This window comes from Sphingomonas sediminicola (assembly GCF_049991885.1).
Classification (GTDB): domain Bacteria; phylum Pseudomonadota; class Alphaproteobacteria; order Sphingomonadales; family Sphingomonadaceae; genus Sphingomicrobium; species Sphingomicrobium sediminicola.
The window spans coordinates 812,572-834,926 of sequence record NZ_CP178916.1 but is presented as its reverse complement, the minus strand read 5'-3'; the positions used below and the strand labels follow the sequence as shown (position 1 = coordinate 834,926).

The following is a 22,355-nucleotide window of genomic DNA, read 5'->3' as shown; positions in this document are numbered from 1 at the left end:
GTGAGTCCATGAACTTTGCGCCCCTGATCCCGATTGCCGGCATAACGGCCGGCGTCGCCATCATGTGGATCTGCTATAAGGTCATGGAGCTTCGTGTGATCGGGCGGAAAGCTCTGGAAGAGGCCGCTCGAGAATCCGCAGAGAAGAAGAAGCTCGAAGCGAGGCTTGCGGTGCTCGAACGGATCGTCACCGATCGCGGAATCCAGACAGCCGAGCAGATCGACGCGCTTCTTGAGCGACAACCGACCCGCATCGAATCCTGACCATGTTCTGGATGCTCATCTTCTCGCTCGCGTTGGCCTTCATCGTTGCCGGCGTGGTCCTGAACCTGCTGAAGGTACAGGCCGGCTTCACGGCACCGGACCAGGCCGAGCGACTGTCCGAACGAGAGATGGATGCGATCCGGGCAGAAAACGTTGAGCTGAAACATCGCATTGCCGAACTGACCGAGCGCCTGACCGTCCTCGAGCGGATCGCGACAGATCCGGCCGAACGCGTCTCCCGTGAGATCGAAGAACTACGCTGAGGATATTGAGCCATGGATTCCGAAGTTCTGAGCCTTCTTGCAAACCTGTTCCCGATGATCGCGGTGATCGTGGCAGTCAGCGTCGGAGGCTGGGTGTTCACCACCTGGCTGAGAATCAAGAACGGCTATCCGCTGGAAACGTCCTGGGGAACGCCGCTGCATCCCTCGAACAGCCGCGAGCATGCTGAGCGCATCAAGTTGCTCACGAGTGAAAACGCCCAGCTTCGGGCCGAGCTCGGGTCCATCAAGGATCGGCTGGAGACGGTCGAGCGGATCGTGACCGACCAGCCGCATCGCCTCGCCCGCGAAATCGACGCGCTGGCGATCGACAAGGGGGGTAACGCCTGATGGGACCGGGAGAAGTCATAAGCCTTCTGATCGTCGTCCTCATTCCGACGATTTTCCTGTCTTACATGGCACGGCGCTTCTTCACGTTCCGTGAGAAGCAGCTCGATGCCCAAACCAGCCTTGCAGCCGAGAAGGCGGCCCAATATGCCGCGAACAACGCCGAGCTGGAGGCGCGACTCCGCGTGCTGGAGCAGATAGTCACGGATGGCGGCCTGCAAACGGCCGCGCAGATCGAAGCTCTTCGCGAGAAGCCTCGGCTGGAACATGGAGACAAGGCTCAATGAACCCCTTCGAAATGGTCGCGGTCATCGTGGTTGCAGTGATGATCGCCTCGGTTCTGAGAGCGAAATACGGTCATGCGCAACGTGGCGAGGCGCAAATCGATCCACGCGAGCACGCCGAGAATTTGCGGCTGCGCGACGAGGTGAAGGACCTAAAGGAGCGCATCCAGGTGCTCGAGCGGATCACGATCGAGAAGGAAAACACCCTCTCGAAGCAGATCGAAGAGCTTCGCGACCGCTAGAAGGCGGGTCGACCGGCTGCTAGGCGGGCGTGGTGACCGGCCTGCCCTCACTCCAAGACATCCTTGACGAGTATGAACTGCTCGAAGGCGAGGATCGTTACCGGTTGCTCATCGATCTCGGGCGCGAGCTTGACCCGATGCCTGAGGCGTTGAAGACCGACGCGACCAAGGTCCGCGGATGCTCTGCTTCGGTCTGGGTCTACCCGACGACCACGGAAAACGGGCGGTTGCATTTCCTTGCGGACAGCAATGCCGCGATCACCAAGGGCATTGTCGCGCTGATTCTCTCGGCTGTGCAGGACAAGCCAGCCGAGGAAGTGGCTGCGATGGATGTCACCGAAGCCCTGGCGCCGTTCGAGCTTCGCAAGCATCTGAGCGCGAACCGCACTCAGGGCGTCCCAAACATGATCGCGCTGATCCGGGAAACCGCCCAGCGGCTCGCCGCATGAGCGATACTGCGAAGACCGCGAGCTTCGATCCCGAGCGCTTTTTCGAACTGGCTCGCCGGGTCGGGCACGGCATGGCCCTGGGGCTCGAGTATCGCGCCTCCGGCGACAACTGGATGGAGCTTTGCCTCCCATGGCGCGAAGAGCTGGTGGGAGTGCCCGAGACAGGGGTGCTCGCGTCAGGCGCCATCGTCAGCCTCATCGATACGGCCAGCGGCGGCTCGGTCTGGATGACCCTCGGCCACTTCGTCCCGATCGTCACGCTGGATCTCAGGCTCGACTACATGCGCCCAGCCTTGAAGGGTGAAACCGTCATCGCGCGCTGCGAATGCGTGAAGCTGACGCGTCAGATCGCCTTCATTCGCGGCGTTGCCCACGGGGGAGATCCGGAACGGCCCATCGCGCATAGCGCGGCGACCTTCATGCTCAGCAGCTAGGCGACTTTTCCGTTCTTGCGTTCTTCTGCCTTGCGAAGGACTTCATAGGCCGCCTGGACCTTCTGAAACTTGTCGGCAGCTTTCCTATTGCCGGCGTTCGTGTCGGGATGATGCTCCTTGGCGAGGCGGCGATACGCCACCTTCACATCCTTGAATTCGACGTCCGGATCGAGCTCCAGCACTTCCAGCGCGCGCATCTCGTCTCGGCTGCGGCTGCCATCGCCGGGACCAGCCCATTGCCATTGAGCAGATGTGCGGAAGGCTGAAGCGCCCGATTCTTCTTCGGCGGCACGGCGCGCAGCTTCCTCGGGGCTAAGCCCGGCAAAGTAATTCCAGTTCTTGTTATATTCGGCGGCGTGCGCCTCGCAGAAGTACCAGCGGTCCTTGCTATGCGGCGCCTTGGGCGCGGGCCGATCGCCGACTTCGTTGCAGCCCTCGCGATCGCAAAGGCGAACCTTGGATGCACCGCGCCCCGCCGCACCATAGGCGCGCCACCGCGGGAAGCCCCAGTCGTTCGATCTCTTCGTGCCTACCATCTCCACTCCACCTAATGGCGAGCGGAGACGTTCGCCAGTCAGTCAGATATCGCCAGAGGGCCTGTAAGCCGGGTTCTGTCCAGCGCATTGCTGCGCCTGTGCGGCCATTCCTCTAGGAGACGGATTACTCCGTCCCTCAAGCAACCAACCCGGGCGACGAGCCGGAACAAGCTCATATGCCGCCCCTATTCGGTCTTGCACCCGGTGGGGTTTTCCGTGCCGGTGACGTTGCCGCCCCCGCGGTGCGCTCTTGCCGCACCCTTTCGACCTTACCCGCCCAAGGACGAGCGGTATGCTTTCTGTGGCACTTTCCCTGAGCCCTGCCGAAGCATGACCCGCCGGGCGTTACCCGGCACCGTTGTTCCGTGGAGCCCGGACTTTCCTCGTGTCTCTTGCGAAACCCGCGGCCGCCTGGCCCTCTGGCAGTCTGCATATGGGTTATTGCGGCCTTGGCAGCAACAGGGCCAGCAACTTGGCCCTGCATTCACCGTCGATTATGCCGTCGATCAGGTCCGGCCGGAAACGACGTTGAAAGGCAATCACAGCCTTCTGTTCGTCCGTTACATCGTAGCCGAAACGTTCGAGCGCGAGCAGGAAGGCCGCGTCCGTCCAGAAGGGATCGATCAGGTCGCGGATCGGGCTTGGAAGTGCCAGGCGGTAGCGAGCCAACGCCTCCCATGGGAACAGCTCGCCCGGATCTTCCTTGCGCGCGGGCGCGACATCGGAATGGCCGACGACATTGCCGCGGCCGATGCCGTGGCGCCCCTTGATGTCAGCGACGAGCGGGATGAGCGATGCCAGCTGCTCGTCAGGAAAATTGCGGTAGCCAAACTCGTGCCCCGGATTGACCAGCTCGATTCCAACGCTGGCCGAGTTCACGTCCGAAATGCCCCGCCAGCGCGACTTTCCGGCGTGCCAGGCGCGCATCTCCTCATCGACCAGCCGATAGATCGTGCCGTCCTCATCGACCAGGTAATGGCAGGAGACCTTCGCGTCCGGCGAGGTCAGCCGGTTCAGTGCGCCTTCCGCGTCGGGCATGCCCGTATAGTGCAGGACGATCATGGAAACTGGCATCGTCCGCTCGTCGAAATTCGGCGACGGCCTTTCGATCACGTCCAGATCCATGCGCCCAATGGCGCATCAGCCGCAGATTCGGTCAACCCCCAAGCTCAAGCTCGCGCGGCGGCCCGACGCTCCTGGATAGTCCTGCGATCCGATTTATCGCGATTTTCCAGCCGATAGAGACCGCGAGCCTTCGGATCCGCAGACAGCTTCTTCGTCTGACCGATGACTGTTTCGCCCGCGCCAAGCATCAACCAACCGTCGTCCGCCATCGCCGATGACAGCCGGTCGAACGCCAGCGCCTTCTTCTCCGAGCAGAGATAGAGCAGGACGTTCCGGCAGAGCACGATATCGAAGCCACCCGGCTGCGGCGGTTGCTCAAGCAGGTTGTGGACCTGGAACCGGACCTGCTTGCGAAGCGGCTCCGCAATCCGCCAGCCGTCTCCGCATTCCTCGAACCAGCGGATGGTCTGCGTGATTGCCAGCCCCCGCTGGACTTCGAACTGCGAGTAGACGCCGCTCTTCGCCCGGTCGATCACGCAGCTCGACACGTCGGTGCCAAGGATGTCGATAGTCCAGCCTTTCCACTTCTCCGCATCGTCGGCGAACAGCATCGCCAGAGAGTAGACTTCCTGTCCCGTCGAGCAGCCGGCCGACCAGATGCGGAGCCTCTTCTTCGAGGCACGCTTCACGGCCAGCGCCGGCAGCGCATATTTCGAGATCGTGTCGAACGGTGTCCGGTCGCGAAAGAAGTAGGTCTCGTTGTTGAGCAGAGCCTCGACCACCTGGTTCGACAGTCCCGGCTCCTTGTTCATGACAAGGATTGTGATGAGCTCGTCCAGCGTCGCGATTCCGCGCTCGCGGAGCAATGCCGAAAGCGCGGTCTCTATCCGCCAGCGCCGGCTCATCGTCAGTTGCTGGCCGGTACGCGCCTCGAGCAATCCGGCGAGGATTCGGCTGGAACTATCGCTTATCTGCAAGCGCCGCCTCCCACCCGCGACGCGATACGCCTTGCAAGTTTGTCGGGAGGCATAATCGCGCATGCGAGGCCAGCCTCCAGAATGGAGCGCGGCATGCCCCAGACGGCGCAGCTCGCTTCGTCCTGCGCAAGGACGGAGCCGCCTGCCGCGACCATTCGCGCCGCGCCCTGGACACCATCGCGGCCCATGCCGGTCAGGACCACGCCTGCAGCCGAAGCGCCATAGAGAGCACTGACCGACTGGAACATCGGATCGACGGACGGCATGCAGCCTGAATAGGACGCGCTGCGGTCGAGATGCACGACAGGGCCATCGGGCCCATCGACGACCATCAAGTGCGCATCGCCCGGGGCGATGATCACGCGGTCAGGAAGCAGCGCCATGCCCTCTTCCGCAACCAGCGTCTCGCGCTTGGCGGCAATGCCGAGCTGGCGAGCGAAGACCGGCATGAAAGGGACTGGCAAATGTTGGGTGACGAGGATCGGGATCCCGATGCGCCTCGGCAGAGTCTCGAAGAAGCTGTTGAGCGCGTGAATTCCGCCCGTAGACGCGCCGACCGCGAGCAGCTCGACTCGCTCGGCCGACATGGCGCGGAGGGGTGCGTTGACGACGGCGCTTACCGGAGCGACTGCCGCCGGCCGTTGATCCTCGGCATATCCAAGCGCTTTGAGGCGCGAGATCAGCACCTCGGAGAAGCGGCCGTTGAAGCGACCCGTGCCCGGCTTCGGCAAGGCATCCGCCGCACCGAGGGCAAGCGCTGCGACCGTCTCCTCGGCGCCTTCCTCGGCCACCGATGACACGATCATCACGTGCGCGCCGCAGGCGTTGTCGAGGATACGCGGAATGGACCGCAGCCCGCCCGCGCCCGGCATTTCGAGATCGAGAAGGATCGTGTCGACCCGAACCGCCTGAAGCGCGTCAATCGCGTCCTCGGCCGTTCCGGCAACCGCCGCGATTTCGAAGGAACTGTCGCTTTCGATCATCCGCGACAGGACGGAGCGCGCGACGGCGCTGTCATCCACGATCATCAGTCGGATGCGGCGGCGATGTTTTACTGGCGGGACCGACTGGCGATCCCGCGAACTGGCGAGCGCCCGCTCCACGGCCCGAACCTTAAGCTACGCCGACGAGCTGAAGCTTGATGTGCAGCGTTTCTCGGTCGAACGGCTTCATCACATATTCGTCGGCACCTGCTTCCAGCGCGGCGCGGATATGCGCCATGTCGTTCTCGGTGGTGCAGAAGACGACCTTGGGCTGGTCGCTATGGCCCCGCTGCCTGAGCATGCGGAGGAACTCCATTCCGCTCATGACCGGCATATTCCAGTCTAGCAGGACGACGTCCGGCATCTTTGCTTCGCAGCGCGACAGGGCCTCACGCCCGTCACCGGCCTCGTCGACTTCGAACTCGAGCGTCTCGAGGATGTGCCGAGCGACCTTTCGGATGACCTTGGAGTCGTCGACGATCAGACAGGTCTTCATAACTGGAACGCTTCCCACTCCCGGTTTCGATTAGGCACTTAAACGCTAAGGGTAACGAAGAGCTTAAGCGGCCTTGACTTCGACGCCGCTAACGAGAGCGGCAATATCGATCAGCAGGATCGGTCCCTGCTCGGTCTCGACCATGCCTTTGGATACGCGCTCCCAGCCCTCGCCCATGGCCGCTCGCACGATTACAGGCTCCGACAGAACCTCGACGACGTCTTCGACCAGGTCGACGATCAATGCGTAATGGTGACCGTCCAGTTCGACGACTGCTGCTTCGCGGATTCCGTCTGAGCAATCGGTCGCGCCAAGCTCGAGCGAGCGCATGCAGTCGATGACGGTAAGCACGCGGCTGCGCAAAGCCGAAAGGCCCGCGACATGAGGCGCGGCACGCGGAACCGGAATCAAGGTGTCCAGCTCGACAACGGACTCGACGGCTGCAGCGGGAAGCGCCACACGCTCGCCGCCGATGGTGACGATCAGAAGAAGCTCGGCCATCAGCGCCTCCCTGCGCCTGCGGACTTGAGCGCCGTCAGCAGAGCGGCCCGGTCATAGCGATAGATGGTTTCGTCCTTTGCTGAGGTCGGATCAGGCTCCGAGCGGAGACGGATGATGCGCGCCGCCGTGAGATCGCCGCTCGAAGCTTCCGACAGGATGGCGAGATCGACTTCATACTCGTCGGCTTCGGACACGACGCGGTAACCGGCGGCCTCGACGATCGGACGTAGCATGTTCTGCATCCATGGGTCATCAGCCGGAAGCCTGCAGACAGGTTGCTCAGACAGGCGCTCGGCCGCAGTCAGGAAGGTGGAGAACAGCCAGTGCGGATCGACCAGCTCAGCCGGTTCGCCGGCAACCAGGGTCACCGCGGAGACTTCGCCCGGATGCTCGGCCGGAATGATGTCGTGTGCAATGGCGGAGAGATCGATGACCTCCCGGAAGGCATAGCCAATCTCGCAAGTGCCATCATTGAGACGGAACAGCCTGACCTTTTCGGACGGCAATTCTCCATTGACGCCCGCAAGCGGAAGGATGGCTTCGCCGAGTTGCACACGAAGCTGCCCGGCGCCCGGCCGGATTGCCGTGGCCGGGACCTCCTCGATGCGGTCGACGATCGCCAGGCGCATGGCGCGCCGGCCGCCGTCCAGTCCGTGGAATAGCAGAACAGGTGTATCGACTTCGACGGCCGCTATCGGAGCGTCTACGATGCGGGCGGCGCGGTCGTGTGATTCGAGCTTCACCCCGCCAACCTGTGCAATTCCGGCCGGATCGAAGAGCAGGATCGGGCTGCCGTCGTCGGCGAGCGTCGTTCCCGCATAAAGACCGGTCGCCATGACCGCCGGCGCGGCCGGCTTCACGACGAGCTCCTCGTGATCATGGATTCGGTCGACCGCGAGGGCGTAGACATCGGTACCTGCCGGACGGAGGACGACAAGGCTGCGTTCATGCTCCGGAATGTCGCTTTTCAGTCCAAGAACGTCAGACAGTGCGATTTCGGGAACCCGACGACCGCGGATGGTTGCAACCCCTGCCCCGCCGAGTTTTTCGAGCGTGACGGATTCCCCATTTGCGCGCACGATCTCGTCGATCGCCGAACGTGGGATCGCGAAGCTTTGTCCGGCGACGGAAACGGTAAGCGCCGGAATGATGGTCAAGGTGAGCGGGACACGCAGGGTCATTCGCGTTCCGGCACCAAATGTGCTGTCGACCTCAACGATTCCGCCGATGCGCTCGATGTTAGACCGGACGACGTCCATGCCGACGCCGCGCCCGGAAATTGCCGTCACTTCCTTGGCGGTCGACAGGCCAGCTTCGAAGATGAGTGCAAGCTGCTCGCGCGGTTCGAGATCGGACGCCTCCGACTTCTCGATCACACCGGCTGCAATCGCCTTCTCGACGAGCTTCTTGCCGTTGATGCCTCGTCCATCGTCCTGGATGTCGATCAGGATCTGGTTGCCCGATTGACGCGCTGAGACGGACAGGATGCCAATCTCGCGCTTGCCGGCCTTGAGACGCTCGGCAGGAAGCTCGATCCCGTGGTCGACTGCGTTGCGGATGATGTGGGTCAGGGGATCGCGGATCATTTCGATCATTTCGCGATCGAGTTCGACGTCTCCGCCTTCGATGTCGACTAGCACCTGCTTGCCTAGTTCGGCCGACAGGTCACGGACCATCCGTGGAAGGGCGACGAACAGGTTCTCGATCCGCTGCATCCGAGTCCGGGTGATTGCATCCCGCATGTCTGCGATGATCGAGGAAAGACGCTCGAACGCGCCGTCGACGGCGACGTCGCCCGGAGCCTCACGCAAACGGCGCGCAAGCTCGTTACGGGCCAGCACCATGTCCGAAACGCCGCTCATCAGGCGGTCGAGCAGTTCGACGGAGAGCCGGATCGTGCGCGGGGCGACGGCCTTGCTCTGCGCTTCCGCCACGGTGGCAGCAACGGGTGCGAGAGGTGTCTCGGCCCCCTGTTCAAGCGCCTGAATCAGGATGCTGTCGTCACCAGTCGAAATATCCTCGCCAGCGTCCAGCGCCGCTACCATCTCGGCGATGCGGTCGATGACGGCGAGAACGGCGCTCACCAGTGGCCCGTCCGGCTGACGGCGGCCTGCGCGCACTTCTGCAAGCGCATCCTCTGCAGCGTGGCTGAGCGCCTCAAGCCGCGGGAAGTCGAAGAAGCCGCAATTGCCTTTGACGGTGTGGACGAAACGGAAGATGGAATCGAGACGTGCGCGGTCGTCCGGCGATGCCTCCCAGGCGACGATCTCTCCGCCCAGCGCCTCGAGCATCTCGCGGCATTCGGCAATGAATTCGGAAATCAGATCGTCCATCGGTACGCGGTCCCGCCCCTCTCGGGCCGCTTATGGCGCGCAGTTGTTAATGCGCCGTTATCCCTGATGGACGTTCAGTTCCGGGGAACGATCGCTCCGATGATCAGGACTTCGGGCGAAGGCTCCGAAAGACGGATCGCACCGCCAGCTTCCTTGGCGAGAGCCTGGGCCAGCCATGCCCCTGCAGCGCGCGGCTCGATTTGACCTTCGGCAGGTACGCCCTTCGTCAGCATCTCGCGAAGCCCGGCATCGAGCATGACGCGCGGCCCCTCACCCCGGATCGCGATTTCCAGTCCTTCTTGAGTCGTTTCCGCGCCAACGTCGAGGCGGCCGCCACGGACGAGCGCATCTCCTGCGATCAAAGCCAGGTTAAGTAGCAACTTCATCGCGCCTTTCGACAGCTTCTCCGGCGTGACCATCCAGCCAAACTCGATCCTGCGCTCCGCCCCGAAGATGCCTTGCAGCGCGACCTTCGCCTCATTGGCGTCGATCGCGTCCGCGAAGCCGCCACCCGCCCCAAAGGCCAGCCGGAAGAACTTGAGCTTATTTGCAGTCGCCTTCGCACTGTCGGCCAGCAATTCGACACAACGGTCGCGCATCTCCGGGTCCTGCTCGTCGGCCATCAACTCGATGCCGTTGTTGAGCGCTCCAACCGGAGACATCAGGTCGTGACAGAGCCTGGAGCAGAGCAGGCTTGCGAGATCAACGGCGTTCATGGCCGCGTGAATGAGCCAAGGTTTAACATCGCGCAAGTTCTTCCACTTTCACCCGCGGCCTAAGCCCTTTACGCGGACTTTCTGCGTTCGGAGTTGGAGGGACAGCTGAAGACCATTTTGCTTGCTGTGCTTGCTGCAGCGCTCTCGCCCACAATGGCGACAGCCGCTCCGGCCACGCGGACCGCGTCCGCGACGATGAATATCGACAAGGCGCGCATCGACCGAGCACTCGCGGAGATGGTGACAGGCGGCCGCGCCGCCGGTGCCTCTGCCCTCGTTTGGCGGGACGGCAAGGAAATCTATTTCGGTACCGCCGGCTATGCCGACCGCGAGGCGAAGCGGCCAATGCGCCGCGACACGCTCGCACAGATCTGGTCGATGACCAAGCCGGTCACCGGCGTCGCGCTGATGCAGCTGTGGGAGCAGGGAAAATTCCGGCTGGACGACCCGCTCTCCGATTATTTGCCCGAATTCGCGCAGACGAAGGTTTACGAAGGTGCGGACAGCGCCGGGAACCCGGTCCTGCGCCCGCCCCACCGCCCAATCCTGGTCCGCGATATCTTCCGTCACACGGCAGGACTGGGGGATGGTCCGGGAGATTCCTATCCGCAGAAGGCGCTCGCCGCCGCGGACCCGCTCAATCCCGGCAACGATCTGCCCGAATTCAGCCGGCGCATGGCCACGGTGCCTTTGGCGTACGAACCCGGCACCCAATGGCGATACAGCCTCGCCGTCGATGTCCAGGCCACGCTCGTCGAGAAGCTGTCCGGCCAGAAGTTCGAGGATTACGTCCGGCAGCACATCTTCGTGCCGCTGCGAATGAGAGACACCGCATGGACGCAGCCGCAGGAGCGCTATTCGCGCCTGGCCATACCCTACGCCAGAGGCTCTGACGGAAAGCTTCAGCGCAAGAACGAAGCCGACATACGCCTATGGAATTTCTCCAACAGGAAGCTCACTCGTGGCGGTGCCGGGCTGGTGTCGTCGCTCGACGATTACATGCGGTTCGCCCGAATGCTGCTGAACGGAGGCGCGCTTGATGGCGTGAGAATCCTCAAGCCCGCGACCGCCAAGTTGATGTCCACCGACCAACTCGACCCGCGGATCGTGGAGCGCTCTTGGCTTCCGGACAAGCTCAATGGGGGTTTCGGGCTGGATTTCGCAGTTCGAACGGGACAGCCGAAGAGCAAGAAGGAAAACCGCGGCGCCGTCGGAGAATTCTTCTGGGACGGCGCCTGGTCGACGCTCTTCTGGGTCGATCCGGCGAACAAGCTAACGGTCGTCTATTTCGTCCAGTCGGAGCCGTTCGACGGGACGCTCCACCACGACATCCGGCGGGCGGTCTATGGCGACAATTACCTCGGGCCAAAGGGCGACTAGCGCCAATCATTGAAAGACCTTCGCCAGATTCCCATATCCAACACGTGGGGGGCCACCAGGTCATCAGCGTCGAGCTAAAGTCGAGCCATGCAGGATGGCGGCTGGACCGCGCGCTGGCCGATGCCGTTCCAACCCTATCGCGCGAAAGGCTGAAAGCGCTGATCCGCAGCGGTGCATTGCAGTCGGAGGCTTCGGCCGCTGTTCGCGACCCGGCTCTCAAGGTCCGTGGAATCGAAGCGTTCACACTGACTGTTCCCGAAGCCCGACCGGCTCATAACGAGCCGCAGGACATTCCGCTGAGGTTGGTCTTCGAGGACGAACATCTACTGGTCGTCGACAAGCCGGCTGGCCTCGTCGTCCACCCTGCTGCCGGCAATCCCGATGGGACGCTGGTCAATGCGCTGCTTCACCATTGCGGTGGAACCCTGTCCGGTATCGGAGGAGTTGCCCGACCCGGCATCGTCCACCGCATCGACAAGGATACGTCAGGCCTGTTGGTGGTCGCCAAGACGGACGTAGCGCACGAAGGTCTCGCCAAGCAGTTCGCTGCTCACAGTATCGATCGGCGCTATCTCGCGATCGTCGCGGGGCTTCCGAAGACGGCAGAGGGAATTGTGGACGCTCCGCTCGCCCGTTCTTCGACCAACCGCAAGAAGATTTCGATAGTCGAAGGAAGTCGCGGGAAACGCGCCGTAACCCACTGGCGTCGCTTGCAAATCCTGCAGGACGCGGCTCTTGTCGAATGCAGGCTCGAGACGGGCCGAACGCATCAGGTTCGAGTCCACATGGCGTCGCTCGGCCATCCATTGCTGGGCGATCCGGTTTACGGCCATTCTGGAAAGAGCAGCCGCGAGCTGTTGAAAAGATTGAACTTTCATCGCCAGGCGTTGCACGCAGCGGAGCTTGGCTTCACGCATCCGGTCACCAAGCACCGCCTGTCGTTCGCCAGTGGCATGCCAGCGGACATGCAGGAACTGTTCACCGCCCTTTTGGTATAGGTTCTAACGAGCTAGGACGAGTAATAAGCGTCCGGCCCAGGGAGACGTAATAAGCGCATGGCACAAAGAAATGTCGTCTCGATCCCCGCCAGTGGCGGGGAGGCAGGGCTCAATCGCTATCTGTCCGAGATCAAGAAATTCCCGATCCTCGCTCCAGAGGAAGAGTATATGCTCGCCAAGCGCTGGCGTGAGCATGGGGATACGGACGCGGCCGCGAAGCTCGTCAATTCGCACCTCCGCCTCGTGGCGAAGATCGCCATGGGTTACCGGGGCTACGGCCTGCCGGTCAGCGAGCTGATCTCCGAAGGCAATATCGGCCTGATGCAAGGCGTGAAGAAGTTCGAGCCCGATCGGGGCTTCCGCCTCGCCACCTACGCGATGTGGTGGATCCGCGCGTCGATCCAGGAATTCATCCTGCGCTCGTGGAGCCTCGTGAAGATGGGCACCACCGCGGCGCAAAAGAAGCTCTTCTTCAACCTTCGCCGGATGAAGAACCAGATCGAGGCGTTCGAGGAGGGCGACCTCAAACCTGCCGACGTCGCCAAGATCGCCAAGGACCTCGGCGTCACCGAGGACGAAGTGATCTCGATGAACCGCCGCATGGGAATGGGTGGCGACACCAGCCTCAATGCCCCGCTGCGCGACACCGAGGGCGAAGGCCAGTGGCAGGACTTCCTTGTCGACACCGGCCCGCTCCAGGACGAACTGATCGCGGAGGACGAGGAAAGCCGCGTCCGCCATGACCTGCTCATGGATGCGCTCGAGACGCTGAACGATCGTGAGAAGCATATCCTCACCGAACGGCGCCTGACCGACGAGCCGAAGACGCTCGAGGAGCTCAGCCAGGTCTACAACGTCAGTCGCGAGCGTATCCGGCAGATCGAAGTCCGAGCGTTCGAGAAACTGCAGTCGGCGCTGATCCGGCTGGCGGGTGAAAAACGGCTGCTTCCGGCCGCCTAAGCCGCGGTGACAACAGCCCGCCGATCTGGCGGCAAGGGCCTGCGTCAGTTTCTGGACGCGGAGCAGCAGCGTGCCTGGCTGGAAGGCAATGCCGAGTTGTCCGATGCGGACGAGCGCGCGGAGTCGCTAGAGCAGCGTTTCAAATATGTTGCCCGGTTCGAGAAGTTTCTCCGTCGCCCGCAGGCGGAGGATGTTCTCGGCCTACTCCGGCTCTATGCCGAACGCTGCATACCCATCCCGCGCACGACCGAACGCTTCTACTGGTCCGTCTCCTGCCTTCCATCGACGTCCGACAAACCACTCGTTCGCATAAATGCGAGCTGGATGGAGTTGTTCACGCTCTACGCAGATGGCGAGGACGTCCGGGCGCGATTCATCGTCCATCTTTCGGATTTCACAACGGACCGAACCGCCACGGCGGACGATCTGGACGAAGGGCTTCTGGAACGATCCGTCGTCGAGCCAAACGACATCGCCTGCACTTTCCCGAGCGCGGTCGATCTATTCGTGATCAAGGTGCGGAGCTCTACCTCAATCCGCGCATTTCTCACCGATGATCGAGCGTTGCGCGGGATCCGGAATTTCAACCTTACCCACATGAACCGCGGGCGTAACGCATATCAGGCGAGCCACTCCTACAGCCTTGCCGACCATATGCTGGACGGCTGAACTCGTTCGTCGCCCGAGGGGCGCACTCGACTGTCTGCACCCCCTAGACGTGTACTTCAGAGCCTTTTCATTCCGCTTTCGTGGTCAAGACGAGGCTAGCTCTCAGCAGTGCCTAATCCAGTGAGGGAATGAAGATTTCTAACTTTTGATAAGGTTCGCGCAGGAACTAACAGGCGTATCTAGACAGCCCTCGGCGAAGCGCCCGGCAAGATTATTCCGGCCGCGCGCTCCGACGGCCAGTTACAAACCGGCCGCGACCACGATGATGACGAGCGGCAGAGCAGCAAAGCGGGTGTCGAGGAGGACGTCTCATGATGATCTCGAAATTCGATAGCGCACTTAACTCCTTCAGCTCTCCGAAAACGGCGAACAAATCGGACTCTCGTCTGCGAAGAGCGCGTGTGAAGCGGGGGGCGGGGCTCTTCGCCATCGCCCTGCTCGCTTCCGTCACCCTGGATCCCGGCCCCGCTTACGCTTCTGAGAACGATGCGGTGCGCGTATGGAATGAAAGAGCCGCAATCACTCTCGTCAACGGCCCAGCTGCCGCCACGCCAGGCGTCCAGTTTACGCCTCCGGTCGCGTTCATTCATATCGCGATGGTCCAGGGCGCCGTCTACGACGCCGTCAACGCCATCAAGGGCGGCCACGACCCCTACCTGGACGGACTGAAGGCACCTACCAGCGCATCCAAGGGCGCAGCAGCTTCGACAGCAGCGCATGATGTCCTGATCGGCCTCGTCAATCAGGCGCCGTTGACGGCAACGCTGACCGCCGCGGTCAAGACGGCAATCAAAGCCCGTCTCGATGCAGAATACGCCAGCTCGCTGGCCGAGATCCCCGCAGGCGACGCCAAGGCCAACGGGATCAAAGTCGGAGCCGCGGCTGCCGCGGCGATGTTGGCCAACCGGGCCGGTGACGGCCGCTTCGGCGCGCCCGGCTTTCCCTTCCCCGCCTCGCCGGGTCCCGGGCAATGGCGCCCGAACCCGGTAAACGACCCGAACGCATGGGTACGCAACGTGCGACCGTTCACCCTGCCGAGCTCGGATTACTTCCAAACGTCAGGGCCGCCGCTCCCTCTGACAAGCGCCCAGTACACGGCCGAGTTCAATGAGGTGAAGGCGAAAGGCCGGGCCACCGGATCTACGCGGACGGCGGCTGAGACATCGCTGGCGCAATTTACGGGCGGTCACCCGGTTCCCATGTTGTACACAGCCATGCGCCAGGTGGCGGCCGATAAGGGACTGACAATCACTCAACAAGCGCGATTCCACGCCATGACCGCCATGACAGCGGCGGACAGCCTGATCAATTGCTTTGCAGAAAAGGGTCGCTGGGGCTTCTGGCGGCCGACGAGCGCGATCCAGCTCGCCGACACCGACGGCAACGATGCGACCGAGCCCGATACCGGCTGGACCTCGCTCCTGCCGTTGCCGCCATACGCAGACGAGCCATCGGGCGCCAACTGCGTCTTCAGCGGGTTCCTGAACAGCGCCAAGGCGTTCTTCGGCAGCGACGCAGCGGAGTTCGATCTCGTGAGCCCGGGCGTCGGACCGGGGACGGGATCGACGCGGCATTACAGCCGCTTCACCGATGTCATCCCCGACATCATCGATGCGCGAGTCTTCGGCGGGCTTCACTTCCGCACGGCCGACGTACATGGCGCCCTGCTCGGGCAATCGGTAGCGGGCTATGTGGATGCGAACTTCTTCAACTGCCGCAACGCCGGCCAGTGCAAGCAGGAAGGACGCGAGTAACGCCGGCGGTGAAGCCCGGCCTGTGGGAGGTGTCAGCGTAATGCGAACCGCTCTGTGCATGGCGATTGGAATCGCGATCGTGGTTGGTGATGCCCCCGCGACCTTTGCCCAGGATTCGCGAGCTGCGGATCAGGGCAAATCCGCGGGGTCGGCAAAAACCCGGCAGACGCATCAAGGGCTCGACAGCAGTAAGGGCATTTCTCTCGTAGTGCCGATCGGCAAGATCTCGGTTGATCATGGTTCCCCGGGCGGCGAGCCCGTTTATGTACGCCGTTCAACTGTCAGGGAGGGCATGACAATCGTGGAAGCTTCTACAACGCCCTTCATGCCTGTTTTGGCCTCCAACGGAGGACCTCCGGGAGTCCAATTGATCGTTAGACCGGATCAGCCGGCGGGTTGGTAGCATTTCGAAGGTAACCGCAGCGTCCGTGTCAAACGCCTGGTGTAGGCCGACTGCCTCTTCTTCGCCGCTCTTGGAAAAACGTCAGCCCGTCGCATCGTTGCGGAAGCGAATCGTCGCACGCTCTTGCCAACGGCAGCAAAGAGTCCGACGCTAATCGTTTCGAAGAGCGCGTGAGCGCCTTCTAGCGACTCGCACGCCCGCCAAACGGACGAAGGGAGAGTCGCATGCCTGGTATTGCCAACGGCACTCGAGCAATCGCGCTGGTCGGACCGGCCGGCGCGGGAAAGACCAGCCTTGCCGAAGCCATGTTGTTCGCGGCCGGAGCAACGGATCGGCTGGGTTCGACGGCAAATGGCAGCAGCATCGGCGACAACAGTCCTGAATCGCGGCAACGCGGCGGCTCCACGGAGCTCAATCTCTACAATTTCAAATATCTCGACGACGAATTCGCACTGATCGATGTCCCTGGCTCGATCGGCTTTTCGGCGGATGGCGCCCGCGCGGTTGCGGCCGCCGATTTGGCGATTGTCGTGGTCGACCCGGACCCCTCGCGCGCGCCGCTGGCAGCCCCTGCCCTGCGGATGCTCGACGAGCTCGGCATTCCCCACCTGATTTACGTCAACCGGATCGACCAGGCGCACGGCCGGATCCGCGACTTGCTGACCGCACTGCAGCCGATGAGCGTGTCCCCGCTGCTCGCCCGCCAGATTCCGATCTGGGACGGCGAGAAGGTCAGTGGCTTCGTCGACCTCGCGCTGGAATATGCGTTCAAATATCGCGCAGGCCAGGAGTCCGAGCGGATCGAGATTCCATCCGATCTCCAGGACCGTGAGATCGAAGCGCGGACCCATATGCTCGAACAGCTCGCGGACCATGACGACGAACTTCTCGAGCAACTGCTGATGGACGAGACCCCGACCCGCGAGAAAGTCCTTCAGGACCTCGCCCGCGAGACCGGAGATAATATCGGCGTCTCGGTCCTGTTTGGGTCCGCGACAGGCTCATGGGGCGTTCGCCGCCTGCTGAAAGCACTCCGGCATGAAGCTCCAGGCCCGCAAGTCGCGGCGGCACGCCTCTCGGTTTCCGATCCGTCAATGTACGCGTTCAAGATCCTGCACGGATCGATCGGCCGCCTCGCCCTTGCCCGTGTGCTGGGCGGAAAGATTTCGGAAGGCTCGGACCTCAAGACCCAGGACGGCGATCACGCCCGCGCCGGATCGCTGTTCAAGGTTCAGGGCGAGAAGACCCAGAAGATCGGCGAGGCCCGCGCCGGCGACGTCGTTGCCGTGGCCAAGGTCGACTCCGTCAAGGGAGGACAGTGGCTGGGAACCGGCAAGTTGCCGCCGCCAGTCGAGATCGAGTTCCCGGCACGCAATTGCGCGCTCGCGATCGAGCCCGCCGACCGCAAGGACGACGTGAAGCTGTCCGGAGCCTTGCAGCGGCTCACCGAGGAGGATGCCGGCCTCATCGTCGAGCATGACGATGCAAATCATGAGATCCGACTTCGCGGGATCAACGACGAGCATCTCAACACCGTCATCTCTCGGCTCAAGCGCCGCTACGGCGTGGAAGTGAAGAGCCATGCTCCGGCAATCGGATATCGCGAATTTGTCCGGAAGCCGGTTCGCCAGCATGGACGCCACAAGAAGCAATCCGGCGGCCACGGCCAGTTCGGCGACGTGATCATCGAAATCCGTCCCGTAGGCCGCGGCGACGGCTTCCAGTTCGAAGAGAAGATCCACGGCGGCTCGGTGCCGAAGCAGTGGATTCCAGCCGTCGAGGAAGGCGTCCGCGAAGCAATGGCAAAAGGACCGCTCGGCTTCCAGGTCGTCGACGTTGCCGTGACCCTCGTCGACGGAAGCTATCACAGCGTCGACAGCTCCGAGCTTGCGTTCCGGTTGGCCGGCCGTCTGGCCATGCAGGAAGCGCTTACTGCGGCTCAACCCCACCTTCTGGAGCCCATGCATCGAGTCACGGTCGTTTGTCCGTCGAGCGCGACGAGCCGCATCACATCGGCTGTGGCAGGTCGGCGCGGGCAGATGCTTGGAATGGCGCCACGCGATGGTTGGACCGGCTGGGATCGCGTCGAGGCCCTTCTGCCGGAAGCGGAGCTTGGCGGCCTGGAGGCGGAACTGCGCTCGCAGAGCCAGGGCCTTGCAACCTACGAGGCGCAGTTCGACCATCTGGCGGAACTCAACGGCCCCTTGGCAGACAAGGTCATCCAGCAGCGCGTTCCCGAACCCGCCTGACAGCCTAAATTGCCGCGCGACATAGCCAGCCGGCTCGTCTAGGCGAGCCGGCGAATGAAGCACTGGTTCAAGGACGCGCATTTCAGGTCGCTGCTCAAGAACAGCAGCTACCTGGCCGTCTCGAAAGTCGTGGCCGCAATCGCCGGGATCGCGACGCTCGCTTTCGCGGGCCGCGGGCTCGGCGTGATGCTGTTCGGAATGCTGGTCCTCATCACCAGCTACGCAAAGGCCGCTAGCGGGCTCAGCAAGTTCCAGTCGTGGCAGCTGATCGTCCGCTACGGCGGACAGGCGCTGGCCCTTGGCGAGCACGAGGATTTCAAGTCGTCGACCGGCTTTGCCTTCGCTCTGGACGTGGTCAGCGGCATCGGGGGCATGATCGTTGCGGTCATGGTGCTCCCATTCCTCGGCGGCTGGTTCGGAATTCCCGACAAATATCTCTGGCTGGCAATGCTCTACTGCACGCTGCTTCCGACCATGGGAGCGGCAACGCCGGTGGGAGTTCTCCGCGCCCTGGACCGCTTCGACCTCATCAGCTGGCAAGGAACGACCTATCCGATCGCCCGGGCAGTCCTCGCCGGCATCGCCTTCGCGGCCGGAGCGCCGTTCGAAATCTATGTCGGGATCTGGTTCATCACAGACCTTGGCGGCGACATCTACTTCTGGTTCCTGGCGTGGCGTGAGCTTCGCAGGCGCGGGCTGCTGAAAGGCATTCGCCCGACGCTTCGGCCGACGACCCTGCCTGGCGCATGGCGCTTCGCGATCCATGTGAACCTGACGTCGAGCCTGATTACGGCCTGGGGGCCCATCGCCCGGCTCGTCGTCGGCGGCTTGCTGGGGCCGAGCGCGGCCGCACTGTTCCGCGTCGCGTCCAGCCTCGCCGACAGCGCGCAGAAACCCGCCGACTTCCTTTCGAAGGCCTTCTATCCGGAAGTCGTCCGGATGGACCTTTCCACCAAGCATCCCTGGAAGCTCATGCTACGAAGCGCGGCCTTTTCTGGAATGGTCGCATCGGCCGCAGTTCTGCTGCTGCTAGTTGGCGGCAAGTCGTTGGTTAGCCTCATTTTCGGCGACGAGTTCCTGGGAGCCTACCCGGTCCTCATGGTGCTTATCATCGCGCCGGTCATCGGCATCTTCAGCTTCCCGCTGCCCTCGATGCTTTATGCGCTCGATCGGCCCGACGCGCCGCTGAAGGCGCGGCTAATCGGAACGATCGTCTATTTCGGCCTGATCGCGCCGCTCTGCTGGAACTTCGGAATAATGGGCGCAGCCGTCGCTTTCGTCCTCGCCTATGCGTCGATGGGGATTGTCCTCGCGCTGCAGGTCAGGGCTGAATATCGGCGCGTCCGATCGAAGGCTTGATGAGCGCGCGGCGTCCGAGAATCTGGGTCCTGCTGGGACATAGGCGCGGCGACAACAACCAACTGCTTGCACTCGCGGAGGGACTTCGGCTCCCGTTCGAGACCCGGACGCCGACCTATCGGAAGTTCTGGCCGATCTTCCTAAAGTTGTTTCCGGCACGTCCGCATTTGCTTACCAGCGACGCCAGGCGAAATCTGCAGCCGCCCTGGCCAGATCTGGTCATCGGGATCGGCCGGCGCAGCGTCGCAGCCGCTCGTTGGATCAGAGGTGCCAGCGGCGGCCGGACGAAGATCGTCCGTCTCGGCAATCCGAGGGCCGAGGCGAAACTGTTCGATCTCGTGATCACTACGCCCCAGTATCCTGTGAGGGACCAAGGCAATGTATTGACCTTGCCCGTCTCGATGGCACGTTATCGCAAGGCTCCGAAACCGACGAACGAAGAAGAGAATTGGCTCGGCGAGCTGCCACGACCTCACTTTCTCGTGTCTGTCGGCGGAAAGACACGGTACTGGGCGCTGCAAGATGAAGTGCTCGCGAATGCAGTGAAACGGCTCGCAGACAAGGCACGATCAGCTGGCGGATCGCTGATCGTCGCAACAAGCCCACGAACGCCACCTTCCGCAATTGAAGCAATCGCTCGCTCAGGCGCCGAATGCGAGATCGTCGCCGACGGCAGAATTCGCTACCCCGTACTGCTCGCCGATGCTGACCAGCATTATGTCACGGCCGAGAGCGTTTCGATGATCTCCGAGGCGGTGCTGACGGGTAAGCCGGTTGGCCTCATTCCGGTTGATCTCGACGAAGAGGGACAGCGAGAGCTCGGCACGAACGGCCTTTCCGGCTCGAAACGCGACGTCCGCCGTTTCTGGACCGAGCTGCAATCGAAAGGGCTCGTGGGCACAATCGATGAGCCAAACGCCGGAGCCGTCGAAGACCCTGTTGAAACCGCCGTCGCGGCGGTGAAACGCTTGCTAGGCGACCGCGTCGAGTAGCTGCCACCCGCGATAGCGGTCGACCAGCCGAAGCGAGTCATGCCGGACATGATTCGCCGCCATTTCCGCCTTCAATTCCTCGCGTGTGACCTCCCCCGTATCCACGAGATCGGCGAGTAGCGAATAGACCAGGGCCTCCTGCTTCGGGTCCGGGTGCTCCTGATAGTGCCGGTTGGTCCAGCGCCGGAGAAAATCGAACGGCCCGCGCTCGCGGAGCGTGTAATCGACCGGAAGGCCGGTTTTCCAGGGCTGCGTCCGGCGCTTGGTCGTATGGAGAATCCCAGTCTCCGGCGAAAGGCGATCGAAATCGTTCCAGTGCGGGTCGAGAAACCCAATGGTCGAACGGTCTTCGCGCTTCAGCTCGATCCAGTCGACATAATCGAACCGGTGATTGAACAGGTCGTCGAGATCCCTCTCGAACTGCCAGTGCTTCAGCTTCGAGGTGTCGAGCAGCATGACCGATGTGGCGATATAGTCGGGCTGATTGTTATGGCCGGGACGGGCCACCGCCATGATGGCCTTGCCCTCCATATCCTGCTCCAGCAGGTCCGCGACGTCTCCTACGCCGAAGCAGTCCGGATCGGTGACGACTGCCCTTCCTTCGAAGTTCATCAGGCTTGGCGGTGCGAAACGCAGCGGCGTGAAGCTCTGCAGGTCGTCCGGCTCCCAGGGGCGCACGGTGCCGGCACGAAGGATCGACTGGCCCTGCTGCATGATGCGCGGAAAGTCCTGCACCCGCATGATCTTCACATCGAAACTGTCCGGCCTGGCACTTGCGCGCTTGTAGCTGTGGGCCGAAATCTTCGCGCCGAGCAGCTGCCGGTCGTTGGCCTGAATGAAGACCGTTGGTTTCACAGGCTTGCCTCTTCGAAGCCTCGCTCTTTCACCGTTCGATCGAGCTCCACCAGAGTGGTCAGCAGGCTTTCCATCCGGTCGAGCGGCCATGCATTGGGTCCGTCGGACTTGGCATTCGACGGGTCGGGATGGGTCTCCATGAAAAGGCCCGAAACGCCGGTCGCCACGGCTGCACGCGCAAGCACCGGCACGAATTCGCGCTGGCCGCCGGAGCTTGTCCCCTGCCCACCAGGAAGCTGCACCGAATGTGTCGCGTCAAACACGACCGGGCAGTTGGTCTCCCGCATGATCGCGAGACTGCGCATGTCGGACACGAGGTTGTTATAGCCGAACGACGCGCCCCGCTCACAGACCATGATCGTCTCCTCGTTGACGCCGGCCGCCTGGGCGGCGTTCCGGGCCTTGTCGACGACGTTGACCATGTCGTGCGGCGCCATGAACTGCGCCTTCTTGATGTTCACCGGCTTGCCCGAGGCAGCGACGGCGTGAATGAAGTCGGTCTGCCTGGCCAGGAACGCAGGCGTCTGGAGCACGTCCACGGCCTGCGCGACAGGCTCGATCTGCGGAATGTCGTGAACGTCCGTCAGGATCGGCACGTCCAGCGCCTCACGAACCTTGCTCAGGATCCGGAGACCCTCGTCCATCCCTGGGCCGCGGAAACTCTTGTCGGACGATCGGTTCGCCTTATCGAAGCTGGACTTGAAGATGAACAGGATGCCGAGCTTGTCGGTGATCGCCTTGAGCTTCTCCGCAGTGCGAAGCTGCAGTTCCTCGCTCTCGATCACGCACGGGCCCGCTATCAGGAAGAAGGGCCGATTCAGCCCGATGTCTCGTCCGAACAATTGCATG

General features: G+C 62.7%; 25 protein-coding genes and 1 other RNA gene. 15 read left to right on the top strand and 11 right to left on the bottom strand.

Going from position 1 to position 22,355, the window contains the following annotated elements; translation table 11 throughout:
* Window positions 1-8 precede the first annotated feature (8 nt).
* Genes ACMC5O_RS04440 through ACMC5O_RS04410 form a run of 7 tightly spaced genes read left to right on the top strand, consistent with a single transcriptional unit; the run spans window position 9 to window position 2,280 of the window.
* Window positions 9-263: a hypothetical protein gene (locus ACMC5O_RS04440; protein WP_187709748.1), complete on the top strand. Its 255-nt coding sequence runs from the start codon at window positions 9-11 to the stop codon at window positions 261-263.
* Between the two features lie 2 nt (window positions 264-265).
* A complete protein-coding gene (locus ACMC5O_RS04435; RefSeq protein ID WP_187709749.1) occupies window positions 266-526 on the top strand; it encodes a hypothetical protein in 261 nt (86 codons plus the stop codon).
* Between the two features lie 12 nt (window positions 527-538).
* On the top strand, window positions 539-874 hold the full coding sequence (locus ACMC5O_RS04430; RefSeq protein ID WP_187709750.1) for a hypothetical protein: 336 nt from the start codon (window positions 539-541) through the stop codon (window positions 872-874).
* Entirely contained in the window at window positions 874-1,158 is a 285-nt protein-coding gene (locus ACMC5O_RS04425) for a hypothetical protein (protein WP_187709751.1), read from the top strand. The genes ACMC5O_RS04430 and ACMC5O_RS04425 overlap by 1 nt, the downstream gene beginning before the upstream one ends.
* Window positions 1,155-1,397 (top strand): hypothetical protein, encoded by a 243-nt coding sequence (locus ACMC5O_RS04420; RefSeq protein ID WP_187709752.1) that lies wholly within the window; start codon window positions 1,155-1,157, stop codon window positions 1,395-1,397. Before ACMC5O_RS04425 ends, ACMC5O_RS04420 begins: the two co-directional genes overlap by 4 nt.
* Before the next feature lie 41 nt (window positions 1,398-1,438).
* Window positions 1,439-1,846: a SufE family protein gene (locus ACMC5O_RS04415; RefSeq protein WP_187709895.1), complete on the top strand. Its 408-nt coding sequence runs from the start codon at window positions 1,439-1,441 to the stop codon at window positions 1,844-1,846.
* Window positions 1,843-2,280 carry a PaaI family thioesterase gene (locus ACMC5O_RS04410; protein ID WP_426693327.1) on the top strand — a complete coding sequence of 146 codons (438 nt, stop codon included), beginning with the start codon at window positions 1,843-1,845 and terminating at the stop codon, window positions 2,278-2,280. The genes ACMC5O_RS04415 and ACMC5O_RS04410 overlap by 4 nt, the downstream gene beginning before the upstream one ends.
* Here the strand turns inward: ACMC5O_RS04410 and ACMC5O_RS04405 are convergent.
* From ACMC5O_RS04405 to ACMC5O_RS04365, 9 genes are all read right to left on the bottom strand, one after another.
* Window positions 2,277-2,816, bottom strand: a complete 540-nt coding sequence (locus ACMC5O_RS04405) for a J domain-containing protein (protein ID WP_426693326.1) — start codon at window positions 2,814-2,816, stop codon at window positions 2,277-2,279. The two genes, ACMC5O_RS04410 and ACMC5O_RS04405, sit on opposite strands and share 4 nt — an antisense overlap.
* A 48-nt stretch (window positions 2,817-2,864) precedes the next feature.
* Window positions 2,865-3,239: RNase P RNA component class A (gene rnpB / locus ACMC5O_RS04400), an RNA gene on the bottom strand.
* A 15-nt stretch (window positions 3,240-3,254) separates the two neighbouring features.
* On the bottom strand, window positions 3,255-3,941 hold the full coding sequence (locus tag ACMC5O_RS04395) for an N-acetylmuramoyl-L-alanine amidase (protein ID WP_187709753.1): 687 nt from the start codon (window positions 3,939-3,941) through the stop codon (window positions 3,255-3,257).
* Between the two features lie 44 nt (window positions 3,942-3,985).
* Window positions 3,986-4,858 carry a CheR family methyltransferase gene (locus ACMC5O_RS04390; protein WP_426693325.1) on the bottom strand — a complete coding sequence of 291 codons (873 nt, stop codon included), beginning with the start codon at window positions 4,856-4,858 and terminating at the stop codon, window positions 3,986-3,988.
* The gene (cheB, locus tag ACMC5O_RS04385) at window positions 4,849-5,961 is read right to left on the bottom strand and encodes a chemotaxis-specific protein-glutamate methyltransferase CheB (RefSeq protein WP_426693324.1); all 1,113 of its coding nucleotides are present in this window, start codon (window positions 5,959-5,961) and stop codon (window positions 4,849-4,851) included. Before cheB ends, ACMC5O_RS04390 begins: the two co-directional genes overlap by 10 nt.
* A gap of 10 nt (window positions 5,962-5,971) precedes the next feature.
* Window positions 5,972-6,337, bottom strand: a complete 366-nt coding sequence (locus ACMC5O_RS04380) for a response regulator (RefSeq protein ID WP_187709755.1) — start codon at window positions 6,335-6,337, stop codon at window positions 5,972-5,974.
* Window positions 6,338-6,400: 63 nt separating this feature from the next.
* Window positions 6,401-6,838: a chemotaxis protein CheW gene (locus tag ACMC5O_RS04375; protein ID WP_187709756.1), complete on the bottom strand. Its 438-nt coding sequence runs from the start codon at window positions 6,836-6,838 to the stop codon at window positions 6,401-6,403.
* Complete coding sequence (locus tag ACMC5O_RS04370) at window positions 6,838-9,171, bottom strand: chemotaxis protein CheA (protein WP_426693323.1); 2,334 nt, start codon at window positions 9,169-9,171, stop codon at window positions 6,838-6,840. The genes ACMC5O_RS04375 and ACMC5O_RS04370 overlap by 1 nt, the downstream gene beginning before the upstream one ends.
* 74 nt (window positions 9,172-9,245) lie before the next feature.
* Complete coding sequence (locus ACMC5O_RS04365) at window positions 9,246-9,887, bottom strand: histidine phosphotransferase family protein (protein ID WP_426693322.1); 642 nt, start codon at window positions 9,885-9,887, stop codon at window positions 9,246-9,248.
* Window positions 9,888-10,040: 153 nt separating this feature from the next.
* Between ACMC5O_RS04365 and ACMC5O_RS04360 the strand changes: the two genes are divergently transcribed.
* From ACMC5O_RS04360 to ACMC5O_RS04325, 8 genes are all read left to right on the top strand, one after another.
* On the top strand, window positions 10,041-11,267 hold the full coding sequence (locus ACMC5O_RS04360; protein WP_426693321.1) for a serine hydrolase domain-containing protein: 1,227 nt from the start codon (window positions 10,041-10,043) through the stop codon (window positions 11,265-11,267).
* 44 nt (window positions 11,268-11,311) lie between these two features.
* Window positions 11,312-12,265: an RluA family pseudouridine synthase gene (locus ACMC5O_RS04355; protein ID WP_426693320.1), complete on the top strand. Its 954-nt coding sequence runs from the start codon at window positions 11,312-11,314 to the stop codon at window positions 12,263-12,265.
* Window positions 12,266-12,322: 57 nt separating this feature from the next.
* A complete protein-coding gene (gene rpoH, locus ACMC5O_RS04350; protein ID WP_187709757.1) occupies window positions 12,323-13,225 on the top strand; it encodes an RNA polymerase sigma factor RpoH in 903 nt (300 codons plus the stop codon).
* 6 nt (window positions 13,226-13,231) lie between these two features.
* Window positions 13,232-13,894, top strand: coding sequence for a hypothetical protein (locus ACMC5O_RS04345; RefSeq protein WP_187709758.1), 663 nt, complete (start codon window positions 13,232-13,234; stop codon window positions 13,892-13,894).
* 401 nt (window positions 13,895-14,295) lie between these two features.
* Entirely contained in the window at window positions 14,296-15,648 is a 1,353-nt protein-coding gene (locus tag ACMC5O_RS04340) for a vanadium-dependent haloperoxidase (RefSeq protein WP_426693319.1), read from the top strand.
* 627 nt (window positions 15,649-16,275) lie between these two features.
* A complete protein-coding gene (locus ACMC5O_RS04335; RefSeq protein WP_426693318.1) occupies window positions 16,276-18,300 on the top strand; it encodes an elongation factor G in 2,025 nt (674 codons plus the stop codon).
* A gap of 54 nt (window positions 18,301-18,354) precedes the next feature.
* Window positions 18,355-19,659 carry a lipopolysaccharide biosynthesis protein gene (locus ACMC5O_RS04330; RefSeq protein WP_426693317.1) on the top strand — a complete coding sequence of 435 codons (1,305 nt, stop codon included), beginning with the start codon at window positions 18,355-18,357 and terminating at the stop codon, window positions 19,657-19,659.
* Window positions 19,659-20,651 carry an ELM1/GtrOC1 family putative glycosyltransferase gene (locus ACMC5O_RS04325; protein WP_187709764.1) on the top strand — a complete coding sequence of 331 codons (993 nt, stop codon included), beginning with the start codon at window positions 19,659-19,661 and terminating at the stop codon, window positions 20,649-20,651. The genes ACMC5O_RS04330 and ACMC5O_RS04325 overlap by 1 nt, the downstream gene beginning before the upstream one ends.
* On the opposite strand, the gene ACMC5O_RS04320 is transcribed toward ACMC5O_RS04325, so the two are convergent.
* Both ACMC5O_RS04320 and kdsA read right to left on the bottom strand, forming a co-directional pair.
* On the bottom strand, window positions 20,631-21,506 hold the full coding sequence (locus ACMC5O_RS04320) for a hypothetical protein (protein WP_187709765.1): 876 nt from the start codon (window positions 21,504-21,506) through the stop codon (window positions 20,631-20,633). The two genes, ACMC5O_RS04325 and ACMC5O_RS04320, sit on opposite strands and share 21 nt — an antisense overlap.
* Complete coding sequence (kdsA, locus tag ACMC5O_RS04315) at window positions 21,503-22,354, bottom strand: 3-deoxy-8-phosphooctulonate synthase (protein ID WP_187709766.1); 852 nt, start codon at window positions 22,352-22,354, stop codon at window positions 21,503-21,505. Before kdsA ends, ACMC5O_RS04320 begins: the two co-directional genes overlap by 4 nt.
* Window position 22,355 lies beyond the last annotated feature (1 nt).

Coding starts and splice junctions, on each gene's coding strand:
- ACMC5O_RS04360 (WP_426693321.1), top strand. CDS start 10,041: ATGGCGACAGCCGCTCCGGCCACGCGGACCGCGTCCGCGACGATGAAT.
- ACMC5O_RS04330 (WP_426693317.1), top strand. CDS start 18,355: ATGAAGCACTGGTTCAAGGACGCGCATTTCAGGTCGCTGCTCAAGAAC.
- ACMC5O_RS04425 (WP_187709751.1), top strand. CDS start 874: ATGGGACCGGGAGAAGTCATAAGCCTTCTGATCGTCGTCCTCATTCCG.
- ACMC5O_RS04440 (WP_187709748.1), top strand. CDS start 9: ATGAACTTTGCGCCCCTGATCCCGATTGCCGGCATAACGGCCGGCGTC.
- ACMC5O_RS04370 (WP_426693323.1), bottom strand. CDS start 9,171: ATGGACGATCTGATTTCCGAATTCATTGCCGAATGCCGCGAGATGCTC.
- ACMC5O_RS04435 (WP_187709749.1), top strand. CDS start 266: ATGTTCTGGATGCTCATCTTCTCGCTCGCGTTGGCCTTCATCGTTGCC.
- ACMC5O_RS04335 (WP_426693318.1), top strand. CDS start 16,276: ATGCCTGGTATTGCCAACGGCACTCGAGCAATCGCGCTGGTCGGACCG.
- ACMC5O_RS04420 (WP_187709752.1), top strand. CDS start 1,155: ATGAACCCCTTCGAAATGGTCGCGGTCATCGTGGTTGCAGTGATGATC.
- ACMC5O_RS04410 (WP_426693327.1), top strand. CDS start 1,843: ATGAGCGATACTGCGAAGACCGCGAGCTTCGATCCCGAGCGCTTTTTC.
- rpoH (WP_187709757.1), top strand. CDS start 12,323: ATGGCACAAAGAAATGTCGTCTCGATCCCCGCCAGTGGCGGGGAGGCA.
- ACMC5O_RS04405 (WP_426693326.1), bottom strand. CDS start 2,816: ATGGTAGGCACGAAGAGATCGAACGACTGGGGCTTCCCGCGGTGGCGC.
- ACMC5O_RS04325 (WP_187709764.1), top strand. CDS start 19,659: ATGAGCGCGCGGCGTCCGAGAATCTGGGTCCTGCTGGGACATAGGCGC.
- ACMC5O_RS04375 (WP_187709756.1), bottom strand. CDS start 6,838: ATGGCCGAGCTTCTTCTGATCGTCACCATCGGCGGCGAGCGTGTGGCG.
- ACMC5O_RS04365 (WP_426693322.1), bottom strand. CDS start 9,887: ATGAACGCCGTTGATCTCGCAAGCCTGCTCTGCTCCAGGCTCTGTCAC.
- ACMC5O_RS04430 (WP_187709750.1), top strand. CDS start 539: ATGGATTCCGAAGTTCTGAGCCTTCTTGCAAACCTGTTCCCGATGATC.
- ACMC5O_RS04395 (WP_187709753.1), bottom strand. CDS start 3,941: ATGGATCTGGACGTGATCGAAAGGCCGTCGCCGAATTTCGACGAGCGG.
- kdsA (WP_187709766.1), bottom strand. CDS start 22,354: ATGCAATTGTTCGGACGAGACATCGGGCTGAATCGGCCCTTCTTCCTG.
- ACMC5O_RS04380 (WP_187709755.1), bottom strand. CDS start 6,337: ATGAAGACCTGTCTGATCGTCGACGACTCCAAGGTCATCCGAAAGGTC.